The 11,779-nt window shown below is 74.3% G+C and carries 13 protein-coding genes, 1 tRNA gene and 1 pseudogene; 14 read left to right on the top strand and 1 reads right to left on the bottom strand.

All coding sequences use genetic code 11. The annotated features are described in order from the left end of the window. The 11 genes and pseudogenes from LLG88_06230 to LLG88_06180 all read left to right on the top strand — a co-directional run. The coding region (locus LLG88_06230; protein ID MCE5246502.1) for a SagB/ThcOx family dehydrogenase at positions 1-636 on the top strand (636 nt) is incomplete at its 5' end. A gap of 17 nt (positions 637-653) precedes the next feature. Beyond that, on the top strand, positions 654-1,844 hold the full coding sequence (locus LLG88_06225) for a hypothetical protein (GenBank protein MCE5246501.1): 1,191 nt from the start codon (positions 654-656) through the stop codon (positions 1,842-1,844). Positions 1,845-1,913: 69 nt separating this feature from the next. Beyond that, positions 1,914-2,804 carry a DMT family transporter gene (locus LLG88_06220; GenBank protein ID MCE5246500.1) on the top strand — a complete coding sequence of 297 codons (891 nt, stop codon included), beginning with the start codon at positions 1,914-1,916 and terminating at the stop codon, positions 2,802-2,804. A 106-nt stretch (positions 2,805-2,910) separates the two neighbouring features. Beyond that, positions 2,911-4,089 (top strand): hypothetical protein, encoded by a 1,179-nt coding sequence (locus LLG88_06215; protein MCE5246499.1) that lies wholly within the window; start codon positions 2,911-2,913, stop codon positions 4,087-4,089. Between the two features lie 122 nt (positions 4,090-4,211). After that, positions 4,212-4,997, top strand: coding sequence for a PilZ domain-containing protein (locus tag LLG88_06210; protein ID MCE5246498.1), 786 nt, complete (start codon positions 4,212-4,214; stop codon positions 4,995-4,997). 48 nt (positions 4,998-5,045) lie between these two features. Beyond that, positions 5,046-5,774 carry a PilZ domain-containing protein gene (locus LLG88_06205; GenBank protein MCE5246497.1) on the top strand — a complete coding sequence of 243 codons (729 nt, stop codon included), beginning with the start codon at positions 5,046-5,048 and terminating at the stop codon, positions 5,772-5,774. A gap of 58 nt (positions 5,775-5,832) precedes the next feature. Next, positions 5,833-6,105 carry an acylphosphatase gene (locus LLG88_06200; protein MCE5246496.1) on the top strand — a complete coding sequence of 91 codons (273 nt, stop codon included), beginning with the start codon at positions 5,833-5,835 and terminating at the stop codon, positions 6,103-6,105. Positions 6,106-6,113: 8 nt separating this feature from the next. Then, positions 6,114-6,635 (top strand): adenine phosphoribosyltransferase, encoded by a 522-nt coding sequence (locus LLG88_06195; GenBank protein MCE5246495.1) that lies wholly within the window; start codon positions 6,114-6,116, stop codon positions 6,633-6,635. A 3-nt stretch (positions 6,636-6,638) separates the two neighbouring features. Beyond that, positions 6,639-6,890: pseudogene (locus tag LLG88_06190) on the top strand (DJ-1/PfpI family protein). 253 nt (positions 6,891-7,143) lie between these two features. Then, a tRNA-Arg gene (locus LLG88_06185) sits at positions 7,144-7,219 on the top strand. Between the two features lie 35 nt (positions 7,220-7,254). Beyond that, the gene (locus LLG88_06180; protein ID MCE5246494.1) at positions 7,255-7,974 is read left to right on the top strand and encodes a hypothetical protein; all 720 of its coding nucleotides are present in this window, start codon (positions 7,255-7,257) and stop codon (positions 7,972-7,974) included. A 200-nt stretch (positions 7,975-8,174) separates the two neighbouring features. Here LLG88_06180 and ssb read toward each other — a convergent pair whose 3' ends face one another. Then, positions 8,175-8,615, bottom strand: coding sequence for a single-stranded DNA-binding protein (gene ssb, locus LLG88_06175; protein ID MCE5246493.1), 441 nt, complete (start codon positions 8,613-8,615; stop codon positions 8,175-8,177). 199 nt (positions 8,616-8,814) lie between these two features. On the opposite strand from ssb, the gene dtd reads away from it, so the two are divergent. Genes dtd through LLG88_06160 form a run of 3 tightly spaced genes read left to right on the top strand, consistent with a single transcriptional unit; the run spans position 8,815 to position 11,528 of the window. After that, positions 8,815-9,270: a D-tyrosyl-tRNA(Tyr) deacylase gene (gene dtd / locus LLG88_06170; protein ID MCE5246492.1), complete on the top strand. Its 456-nt coding sequence runs from the start codon at positions 8,815-8,817 to the stop codon at positions 9,268-9,270. Beyond that, the gene (gene xerD, locus LLG88_06165) at positions 9,267-10,166 is read left to right on the top strand and encodes a site-specific tyrosine recombinase XerD (protein ID MCE5246491.1); all 900 of its coding nucleotides are present in this window, start codon (positions 9,267-9,269) and stop codon (positions 10,164-10,166) included. Before dtd ends, xerD begins: the two co-directional genes overlap by 4 nt. A gap of 3 nt (positions 10,167-10,169) precedes the next feature. After that, positions 10,170-11,528, top strand: coding sequence for a hypothetical protein (locus LLG88_06160; protein ID MCE5246490.1), 1,359 nt, complete (start codon positions 10,170-10,172; stop codon positions 11,526-11,528). Positions 11,529-11,779: the final 251 nt, after the last annotated feature.

Genomic DNA, 11,779 nt, shown 5'->3' with positions numbered 1-11,779 from the left:
GCCTTGCTCGCCGCCGCGTCGCTCGCCTTCGCGGCCGCGCCCGCCGCGACGCCGCTGCCGGCGCCGAAGACGGACGGGCAGTTCGCGGTGGAGAAGGCGCTCCAACAACGGCGCTCGCTGCGCGCGCCGGCGCCGACGCCGCTGACGCTGGAGGAGATCGGGCAGCTCTGCTGGGCCGCCCAAGGGGTCACCGACGCCAAGGGCCACCGCACGGCGCCTTCGGCGATGGCGACCTATCCGCTGGAACTGTACGTGATCGCCGGCGCGGTCGAAGGGCTCGCTCCCGGGATCTACCGCTACGAGCCGGCGTCGCACGCGCTGACGCTCGTCGCGCCGGGCGACAAGCGGGACGAGTTCGTCGGCAAGGCGGTCGGGCAAGGCTGGATCAAGAAGGCCCCAGCGATCTTCGTCCTCGCCGGACTGCCGGCGAAGATGGCGCGGATGAAGGACCGCGGGCCGCAGTTCATGGCGATCGAGGCCGGTCTCGCCGCGCAGGGGTTCTTCCTGCAGGCGACCGCGCGCGGGCTCGGCTCGACCTACGTCGGCGGCTTCGATCTGGCCGCGGCGCGCGCCGCACTCAGCCTTCCGGCCACGACCGAGGTTCTCGGCGTCCTTCCCGTCGGCCGCAAGCCCTGACGCGGCGGGGATGCGTCGTGGGGGGCGGAAGATGGCGGCGCGACCTCGTTCGCGCCGCCGCGGTCGTCGCGCTGATCAACCTCGGCGGATGGCTCGTCGCGGACGGCGTCTCGCGCTGGACGTTGCGGCGCGTCGCCGCGGAGGGCTGGCCCGTCGAGGGCGGCGCTCTCGCGAACGTCGAGGCGCTGTTTCCCGACAATCCGGAGAACGACGCGGCGCTCGCGCTCGAGCGGGTCGCCGCCGCGGCGGGGATCGACGTCGCGCCGCGCGGCGACGGCGTTCCGGCGACGCGGCGGCCGAGCGCGGAGGCCGCGGGCCGATTCGACGCGGCGAGGGCGAGTCTCGACGACTACGTGAAGGAGGAGACGCTCGCCGCTCCGCCGGCGCCGCTGGCCTCCTTCCTGGACAGCGCGGCCGGACCGCTCGCGGACGCGGAGCGGTTGCTGGAGAGCCGCGGGCGACCTCGTTGGGAACAGCGCGCGTCGGCGGGCTTCGAGATGCCGCTGCCGAACCTGCTCGGCCACGTCGGACTGAGCAAGCTCTTGCTCGCTCGGGCGCGGGCGGCGGGAATGCGGGGGGAGCGCGAGACTGCGTGGCGCTCCGCGGCGGCGTCGGCGCGGCTCGCGGATTCGCTGGAGAGCCGGCCGGAGGAGATGTCTCAGTTGATTCGGATCGCGGAGGCGCGGCATGTCCTTGCGGCGATGCGGGTGCTCCCCTCGCCGGCGCCGGCCTGGGCCGCGGCTTGGGCGTCCACTGATCTGCGACCCGCCTCGTTCCGCGCCTCCGCCGTCAAGGCGGCTGTCTGGCGGCGTTGGGGAACGGCGGTCGCGCCGTTTCCGCCGGACAGCGACGTCTCGGGGGTTCGCGGCCTTCCGGGACGGACGTTGTTCGCCGCCTTCGGCCCTGCGTTGCGGTTCATGCTCGCGGACACGTTGGCCGCCGCGCGGGCGGAGTTGCGCCGGTACGCCGCGTGGAGCGACGACGGTCCGCCTCCGGCGCGCCCGGCGTCGGCGGCGAGTCCGGCGTCGTGGAATGCGTTCGGCAGGAAGGTCGATTTTGCCGGCGCGATCCGCGTCGTCGGGGAACGCGTCGCCGCCGAGCGCGAGGAAGCGCGGCGGACGCTGCGCGTTCTCTCCGCGGCGCAGGAGAGCCCGCGGCCGGACGCGGGACGCGGGCGCCCGGGACAAGGCGAGGCCGCCGCGCGTTGAGCGGCGGCGCCGGTCGAGGACGCGCGCCGGCGCCATGCGCGCCGCACCGGAACGTGGTACTTCTCGCCCATGGCGATTCCGTTCATCGGGGAGACGCTGTCGCTCGCGTCCGCGCTCGCGTGGGCGGCGGCGGTCGTCCTCTACCGCAAGTCGCGCGCCGACGAGTCGGCCCTGGCGCTCAACGTCTTCAAGAGCGCGGTGGCCGTCGCGCTGCTCGCCGGGACGATCGCCGCGGCGCAGGCCCCGTTCGTGCCCGACCAGCCGTTCGGCACGTGGGCGCGGCTGGCGGTCTCCGGAATGATCGGGATCTCGCTCGCCGACACGCTGTTCTTCCTCGCGCTCTCCCGCATCGGCGCGGGGATGGCCGCGGTGGTGGACGCGTTCTACGCGCCGGCCGTCGTCGTCCTCTCGTTCGTCTTCCTCGACGAGCGGCTCGGCGCGCTCGGCCTGCTCGGCGCGCTGATGATCGTCGGCGCGATCCTCGTCGGCGCCGCCGGGGCGCCGGCGCGCGGCCGCGAGCGGCGCGACGTGGTGATCGGCTTCGTCCTCGGCGCGGTGGCGATCCTCTGCATGGCCGCGAGCATCGTGATGGTCAAGGGGGTGCTCGACGGGGCGCCGGTCCTCTGGGCCTCGTCGGTGCGCGTCTTCTTCGGCGGGGTGGGACTGCTGCCGGCCCTCGCGTCGAGCTCGGTGCGCCGCGAGACGGCGCGGCTGCTGCGCCCCGACCGCTCGTGGCGCTTCACGATCCCCGCGGCGGCGCTCGGCAACTACTTCGCCATGGTCGCCTGGATCGGCGGCACGAAGTACACGGCGGCCTCGGCGGCGGCGATCCTCAACCAGACCTCGACGGTGTTCATCTTCCTCTTCGCCGCGGTCTTTCTGAAGGAGTCGCTGACCCGCCGGCGGACCGCCGCGCTCACCCTCGCCTTCGGCGGCGCCGCGCTCGTGATCCTCCGCTGACGTCGGAAGGGTCTTGTTCCGCGCGACGCTTTCCCACATCCTTCCCGGGGGGCCGCCAAGGGGGGCGGCGTCCATCTCCGTGGGGAGGGGGAAGATGTCTCAATACGTGGCGGGACTCTTGGCGCACTGGATCGTCGCGCTCGTGATCTTCGTCGGGTCCGGGGCGCTGCTGTTCGTCGTGTTGGCGGGCAAGGACGCGGCCGACGCGCTCGGCGGCGTTTTGAGTTCGCTGGTCGGGATCGTCCGCAGCCCGTTCGTTTTCGTCTCGCGCACGCTGAAGGAACTCGCGGCGTTCGGGCGCCGCGGCGAGGGGCACCTCGGCGCGACGCGGCAGTACCTCTTGGGAAAGGCGCTGCTCCTCGCGCAGGCGGCGATCGTCCTGCTCGCGCTCGTCGCGTTCGCGGCCGGCCTGACGTTCGCGTGGATCAGCTTCCTGCCCCCGGCGGAATTGCGGGAGCGGATGGCGGCGCTGAAGACGGCTCGGTTGGAGATGGCGGAGCAGGCGCGGAGCGCCGAGACCGACATGGCCAAGCTGGACAAGGACTGGGCCGAGAACCGGGAGGGACTCGTCCGCGCGGCCCGGGAGCGGTTGCAGCGCGAGCGCCAGGAGGCGGGCACGGAAGCCGAGATCGCCGCCCGCGGCGCGGCGCGTCTCGACTATTGGGACGCCCGGCAATTCGACGACGCGCGCAGCTATCTCGTCGCCCGGAGGCCGCGGCTCGACGCCGACGCCGACAAGCTCGCCGACGACGTGGCCAATTACGGGCGCAACAGGGTGGGCGGCCGGCCGGGCGCGCTGATCGTCGACTACGCCGAAGCATGGCGGCGCGGCGAGAAGGCGCGGCTCGCCTTGGCTCGACTCGACTCTGATCCCCGCGACGCGGCGCAGCCCGAGCGAGCGGCGCTGGTCGCGAAATTGGAGAGTCTCGCGAGGGCGCGCGCGGCGAACGCGGAGGCGATTCAACAGCTCGCCGGCCAGATGCACTACGACCCGGCGGCGGGCGCGGCGGGGGCGGCCCGCGCCGTCGGGCTCTTTCTTGCGGTCGTCTGGGTCTTCGGAGCGCTCTTCGAAGGGCTCTCTCTCGGCGTCTGCGCGGCGCAGGACATTCGGGTCGTGCGCGAGCGGCTCGAAGGCGCCGGCGCCGATCCTGCGCCGTCCGCGCCGGTCGTCGAGGAGCCCCCTCCGGCGCCGGGCGGCGCCGACGCGTGGTCCGAACAAGCCGAAGAGCCGGCGGCGGCCGTGGATGAACCTGCGCCGTTCGAGCGGACGCTCATCGGCCGTTGATGCGGAGGGCTTCGGACCCGGCGCGGCGCCTGTTCGGGCCGCGCCGCGCGCGTTCGGACGGCGGGACGGAATTGACCGGAGGGGGCCGGCGGCGCCATTGTTTCGTAAAGGAGCGCCCCCCGATGTCTTGGTTCCGCCAAGAAGACGACCGCGATCTCGCCGCCGGAGACCACCGGAACGGGCGGGATCGGCGCGGGGTGGTGGACGCGTCCCAACTTCTCGCCCACTGCTGCCGACGCGAGGTCCGGGCGTTCGTCGTCTGCCCGGAACACACGGCGATCGCCTCCGGCCGCTTCAAGCGGCTCATGCCGCAAGGGGTCCTGCTGGAGCTGGACGGCCCGGTGGACGCGCAGACGTTCCCGCCGTTGGCCCTCGCCACCGTCTCGTTCACCAGCGGCGGTCGGGCGCGCGTCTTCATGGCCCCGATCCTGGAGGTCGAAGCGGGGGAAGAGGGCGGCGCGCCGCTGATCCGCCTCGCCCTGCCGGACGAGATCGCCGGCGCCGACGGCCGCACCACGTTCCGCGTGCCGATCACGCCCGAGGGCGCCCTCGTCGCGCGGCTGCTGCTCGGCGAAGGAACGTCGGTCGAGGTCCGGCCGCTCAACATCAGCCAGTCGGGAATCCTCGTCGAGCTTCCCGGGGGAACGGGGCTCGAGCTGGCGAAGGGACGCGTGGTCGAGGTGGAACTGCGGCTTGACGAAGAAGAAGCGGCCGTGCAGGTCGAGGCGGTCGTGCGGCGCCGCAGCGGGCGCGAGTACGGGCTGTTCTTTCCGCTCGCGGTGGCGCGGGGGGCGCACGCGGCGTCGAAGCCGCTGCGGGACATCGTGCGGGAGCTCGAGACGCGGTGGCTGCGCAGCCGGGTGCCGGACGCGTTGCGTCCCGAGCCGGCGCCGCGCCGCCGGGTGTAGCGGCGCGGGACGGGGGAAAACGATCGGGGGAAGAGTGGGGAAGAGGACATGGGGTTCTTCAGCCGCGGCAAGGACGCCGAGCGCGCGCCCGAAGAAGACTCGTCGAACGCGACGCGCCAGCTCTTGGGAAAGGCGAGCCTCCACAAGGCGCCGGCGATCGTCGCCTGCTGCAATCAAGGCTCGACCTGCCAGGCGCACTTCGTCGCGGCGATGCCCGACGCGGTCGTCCTCGAACTCGTCCACGACGTGGAGTGTCCGTTCCTCCCGCCCGCGACGCTCTGCAGCGTTTCGTTCGGCCTCGACTCCCGGGCGCACGTTTTCCTCGCGCAGATCCTCGAGCACGCGCCCGCCGACAAGGCGAGGCGGACGCCGGAGCGGCTGCGCCTGCAGATGCCGGAGCAGATCGCTTCGGCGGAGGGACGCCTGATGTTCCGCGCGCCGATTCCTCCCGACTGCCCGCTCGAAGCGGCCGCGCTCGTCGGCGCCGGGGCGCTGCCGGTGCGGGCGATCAACGTCAGCCTCAGCGGCGCGTTCATCGAGGCGCCGCCGGCGCTGGACGTGCCGGTCGGCGGGGCGTTCAAGCTGCGGCTGAAGCTCGGCGACGAGGCGATCGACCTCGACGCCGAGGTGCGTCGCCGCCAAGGGAACGCCTACGGGGTCTTCTTCCCGGAGACGATGCACCGCGCCGGGCCGGAGGCGCCGGACGCGCTGCGCGCCATCTACCGCGACCTCGAGGCGCGCTGGCTCCGCGCGCGCCGCGGCTCGTTCGAGGAGTGAGCGCTGGCCGGTCCGCGGAGGCGCCGGTACAGTGGTCCGCGCGGGAAGGAGGCTGCTCGTGGCGACCGCCAAGCACTACGTGGTCCACGGCCTGGTCCAGGGGGTCGGCTACCGCTTCTTCGCGCTGAACTGCGCGGAGACGGTCGGCGTCGCGGGGTGGGTGCGCAACCTGCCGGACGGCACGGTCGAGGCGTTCGCCGAGGGCGCGCCGGAACGGCTCGAGGCGTTCGCCGCGCAGCTGCGGCGGGGACCGCGCTATTCGGTCGTGGAGCGTCTCGACGAAGAGGACGCCGAGCCGGCGGGGAACGTCGGCTTCCGCCAAGTGCGCTGAGGATCGACATGACGCTCGAAGAAGCGAAGGCGCTGATCCGCGACATTCCCGACTTTCCGCATCAGGGGATTCTCTTCCGCGACCTGACGCCGCTCTTGGCCGTGCCGGCGGCGACCGAGGTCGTGCTCGCCGCGCTCGAAGCGTGGGCGCGGCCGCTCGCGCCGACGCTCGTCGCGGCGATCGAGGCCCGCGGGTTCATCTTCGGCGGCGCGCTCGCCGCGCGGCTCGGCGTCGGCTTCGCGCCGGTCCGCAAGCCCGGCAAGCTGCCGTTCGAGACCTACGAGGAGTCGTACGGGCTCGAGTACGGGACCGACCGCCTGCAGATCCACCGCGACGCGGCCCCCGCGGGCTCGCGCGTCGTCGTCGTGGACGACCTCCTCGCGACCGGCGGCACCGCCGCGGCCGCGGCGCGCCTCGTCGAGCGGTGCGGCGGCGAGGTCGCCGGGGTCGGCTTCGTCGTCGAGCTGACGGCGCTCGACGGCCGCCGCGCGCTCGAAGGGCGGCGCGTCGAGTCGCTGATCCGCTTCTGATCTCCGGCGCTCGATCTCCTCGTCGTTCCGGGGGGAATCGGAACCCGCGCCGAGGTCGACGACGAACCGCTGATCGACTTCATTTGGCGGCAGGCCGGCTCGTGCCGCGCCGTCCTTCCGGTCTGCACGGGCGCGTTCCTTCTGCAGCGCGCCGGGCTGCTGGACGGAAAGCGCGCCACGACGCACTGGGCCTCGCTGGACCGCCTCCGGGCGCTCGGCGTGCAGGTCGTCGAGGAACGGTTCGTCCGCGACGGCGCCGCCCGCGTGCGCGGCGGCGCCCCGCGCGTGACCGCCGCGGACGAGCTTTCGCGCGCCGCGCGTCCTTCCCGCCCCGATCGCGAAGACCCGCGCGGCGGGACAATTGCGCTTCGCGCCGCCAAGTGGCACGATCCCGCGTCGCACCTTGGCCGACGCGGCCCTTTCCGTGGCACCATATGGGCGCCGGAAGGGGAGGCGAGAGTCGGGGCGGCGTCCGGAAGTCCGCGCGGGGCGCGGGCTTGCGGGAAACGGGCCCGTAGCTCAGCGGATAGAGCAGCGGTTTCCTAAACCGAAGGTCGCAGGTTCAAGTCCTGCCGGGCCTACCACAGACGCGGCGGGGCGCGCGGCGAGGAAGGTTCAGATGGATCGTCAGGAACGGAAGAAGATCAAGCAGGACGAGTTCGTCGAGCAGACGTGGAACGTGCTCGCCTACGTCGAGGAGCACCCGAAGGCGTTCCTCTACGGCGCCGCGGCCTTGGTCGTGGCGATCGTCGCGATCTGGTCGGCGACCGGGATCGTCAAGCGCTACGCGGCGAAGTCCTCGGACGCGCTGCTCCGCGGCCAGACGGCCCTCGAAGCGCCGGTGGCCCGCGCCGCGGCCCGTCCTTCCGATCCGTACTCGCCGGTCTTCTCCAGCGTCGAGGAGCGCGCGCGCGTGGCCGCGCAGCGGCTCGCCGAGGCGGAGAAGGGGCACGGCGCCCCTTCGCTCGTCGCGATCTACCTGCGCGGCGTCGCCCTGCTCGAGGGCGGCGACGCGGCCGGCGCGGCGAAGGAATTGGAGACGGCCGACGCGAAGCTCGGGAACGACCCGACGCTCGGCTCGTCGATCAAGGCGGCCCTCGCGCAGGCCTACGCGCAGTCGGGCCAGGCCGCGAAGGCGGCGGACATTTGGCGCGCGCTGGTCGGCGCTCCCGGCGGCTACCCGCGCGAGCTCGCGCTCTACGGCCTCGGCCAGGCGCTTGAAGGCGCGGGCCGCGCCGACGAGGCGAAGGCGGCCTACCGTCAGGCGCTCGACGCGGGCGGCGAGGACGGCGCGGCGGCGACGTCGGCCAAGGCGGCGCTGAGCCGGCTCGGCGCGTAGCCGAAGCGGACAGGATCGTCGAACGAGGCGCGGCTCCGGCCGCGCCTTTTTCGTCGCCGCGCGGCGACCCGCGGCGCGGAGCCGACGAGCGCCCCGTCGGCCGTCGGCGGGCGCAGGCGCCACGCCCGCGCGGCCGCCCCGGACACGAAGAGAGCCGGCGTCGCGCGGACGCCGGCTCCCGATGCGGTCCTTCGACGAGGTCAGAACGGAATGTCGTCGTCGTCCGGCGAGAACTGCTTGTCCGGGCCGTTGAAGCCGCCGCCCTGGCCGCCGTTGTCCACCGGGCCCTGGCTCTCCTGCGGCCCGCCGGCCCGCGAGCCGAGGAGCACGAGGTTGTCGGCGTGGACGTCGAGGCTCGTGCGGGTCTTCCCCTCGCGGTCCACGTATTCGCGCGCCCGCAGCCGCCCGTCCACGAGGACCTGCTTCCCCTTGAGCAGGTACTGCTTCAGCGTCTCCGCCTGGCGGCCCCAGAGGCTGACCCGGAACCACTGCGTGCGTTCCTGCTGCGCGCCGGTGTTGTCCGTGTAGCGGTCGTTGCAGGCGACGTTGAATTCGAGCACGGCCTTGCCCTGCGGCGTGTAGCGCATTTCCGCGTCGCGGCCGAGGTTGCCGACGATCGTGACTTTGACGAGCGATGCCATCAGCGGCGTCTCCTATGACAGGGGGCTAAGACTGGCACAGCGGCCCCCGTGGTTCAAGCCGGGCCGTCTCTCCGCCTCCACGTTGCGGGACGGCCGGCGCGGCGCGGATCGGACGGGTCCGCGCGAGGCGGAACGGCCGGGCGCGGCCCGGCGGGGAGTCGGCGGTCCGCGCTAACATGGCGGCGACGGAGGCGACGGGATGAAGGCGCTGGTGCAGCGCGTGAAGCGGGCCGCGGTCCGCGTGGACGGCGAGGTGGTCGGGGAGATCGGGCGCGGCGCCCTGGTCTTCCTCGGGGTCGAGCGCGGCGACGGCCCGGAACTCGCCGATTGGCACGCGCGCAAGCTGGCCTCGCTGCGCCTCTTTCCCGGCGGCGACGCGGAGTGGGAGCTTTCGCTGGCCGAGGCCGGGGCGGCGGTGCTCGCCGTCTCGCAGTTCACGCTCGCCGCGCGGACCCGCAAGGGGCGCCGGCCCTCGTTCGACCTCGCGGCCCCGCCGGCCGACGCGTTCCCGCTCTACGAGCGGTTCGTCGAGACGCTGCGCGCCCTCGGGCTCGAGGTCGCCGAGGGGCGGTTCGGCGCGATGATGGACGTCGAACTGGTCAACGACGGCCCGGCGACGTTCCTGCTCGACGGGCCGGACGTCCCGCGGCGATGAGCGACGCGCCGCTTCCGGCGGAGCTGGCCGGATTCCTCGAGCATCTCTCCGCGGTCCGCGGCCTCTCGCCGCGCACGATCGAGGCCTACCGCCGCGACCTGCTCGACTTCGCGGCGCGGCTCGGCGCGGGGGGCGGCGAGAAGCTGGCCGCGGTCGGCGAGGCGGAGATCGAGCGCTGGCTGCGGGCGGCGCGGGCCGAGGGGCTGGCGTCGACGACGCGCGCGCGGCGCCTTTCGGCGCTGCGCTCGTTCCTGAAGTACCTGCGGCAGGAGGGAACCCGCGACGACGATCCGGCGCGGCGGATCGACGGTCCGAAGAAGCGGCGTCCCTTGCCCCGCGTGCTGAGCGAGGGGGACGTCGAGCGGCTGCTCGCGGCGCCCGACGCGCTGACGCCGCGCGGGCTGCGCGACCGGGCGATGCTGGAGACGCTCTACGCCACCGGGATGCGCGTCTCGGAACTCTGCGCGCTGCGCGTGCGCCAGCTCGACCTGCGGCGCGGGCTCGCGCGGATCGTCGGCAAGGGGGACCGCGAGCGGATCGTGCCGCTCGGCACGCAGGCGGTCGCCGCGCTGAACGCCTACATCGGCGGCGGGCGGGGCGCCCTCGAGCCGCGCGGCGACACGCTGTTTCCGGGGCGCGCGGGCGGCCCGATGACGCGGCAGGCGTTCTGGCTGAACCTGCGCCGCCACGCGCTCGCCGCGGGGATCGACTGGTCGCGCATCTCGCCGCACGTGCTGCGGCACTCGTTCGCGACGCACCTCGTCGAGCACGGCGCCGACCTGCGCACGGTGCAGACGCTGCTCGGGCACCGCGACATCTCGACGACCGAGATCTACACCCACGTCGCGCGGGAGCGGCTCCGCTCGCTCTACGACGCGCACCACCCGCGGGCCTGAGCGATGGTCGCCGCGCGGCGCGCCCCCGACGGTTGGGAGAGCGGCCTCGGCGAGGCCGCGCGTCGCCTGCTCGGCGAACTCGCCGCGCTGGCCGAGCCGCTGCCGCTGGCGCTCGTCGGCGGCGCGGTGCGCGACCTGCTGCTGGCGCGCGGGGCTTCGGGAAGCGCGCACGGCAAGTCGTCGGCGGTCGTCGAGACAAGGCGCGGGCGGCCGGACGAGCGACGGCGCGGCGCGGGGCACGGCGAGCTCGATCTCGCGGTCGAGGCCGACGACGCGGCGCTGGCCGCGCTCGTCGCGCGGTTCGAAGAGCGGCTCGGCCCCTGCGCGCGGCGGCATCCGCCGTTCCGGCTCTGCCGCTGGGAAGGGCGGGGGGACGAGCCGGGAATCGATCTTTCGGGCGCGCGGGCCGAGACGTACGCGGCGCCCGGCGCGCTGCCGCGGACGCGGCCGGCGACGCTGGAGGACGACCTGCTGCGGCGCGACTTCTCCGTCAACGCGCTGGCGATCGTCGTCGCCGGGCCGCGGCGCGGCGAGCTGCTCGATCCGGGCGGCGGGCTGGACGACTTGGCCGCGCGAAGGCTGCGGACGCTGCACGCGCGGAGCTACGAGGACGACCCGACGCGGCTCGCCCGCGGCGTTCGCTTCGAGGCGCGGCTCGGCTTCCGGCTGACCGCGGAGGACGAGGACGCGGCGCGGCGGGCCTTCGCGGGCGCCGCGCCCGACGCGGTCGCGCCGTCGCGCGTCGGCCGCGAGCTGAGGTCGCTGCTCGCGGAGCCGGATCCGGCGGGGGCGCTGGCGCGGCTCGTCGATCTCGGCGCGGGCGCGCGCTGGCTGCCGGGGCTGCGGCAGGGTTCGGCCGACGACGTGCGCGCCGCGGCGGCGGCGGCCCTCGCTGCGGCCGTGGCCCTCGGCGCCGACGACGATCTGAGCGCGGCTCTCGTGCACGCCGCGACGACGTGTCCGGAGCGGGCGGCGGAGAGGGCGGAGCGGGTCGCGCTGTCGTCCCGCGCGCGGCGGGCGCTGCTGGAGGGGATGGCGCAGTCGCGCCGTTTGGAGCGTTTGCTGCGCGAGGCGCCGGACGACGCGGCGTTGGTCCGCGCGGTCTATCGCGCGGCGCCGGGAACGCTGCTCTGCGCGGCGGCGTTCGCGGGGGCGGAGGCGTTGGAACGCGCGGCGCGGGCGCGACGCTTGATCGACGCGCATCCGCCGCTGCTCGCGGCGCGGGATCTGATCGATCTCGGCGTGCCGGCGGGACCGGAGTTGCAGGATTGGCTGGCGCGTCTGGCGGGGGAGCGGGCCGCGGGCCGCGTCGCCGATCGCGCGGCGGCGGTCGCGCTGATTCTGGATCGACGACCGACTTGATTCGCGCGCAATCCTGCCCTTCGGGACGAAAGGCAAGGTTGCGCGGGAATTGGGTCGGGCGGCAGGCGCGGTGGAGGCGTCGTCGTTTCGACGAGGCGATCGGCGCGCCAGCCGCCCTTACGGAAAACGGTGACGGGCGCGCCGAGAGGCGCGCCCGTATATCACTGGAAGATGGCGTCGAGGCTCTGGTAGGCGGTGTGGACGTTCTCGAAGGCCGCCTTCACGGCGTCGTCCTTCGGGGCGGAGCAGCT

The sequence above is a fragment of the bacterium genome (assembly GCA_021372775.1).
GTDB lineage: Bacteria > Acidobacteriota > Polarisedimenticolia > J045 > J045 > JAJFTU01.
The sequence above is the reverse complement of the archived record's forward strand: the minus strand, read 5'-3'. Positions and strand labels throughout refer to the sequence as shown.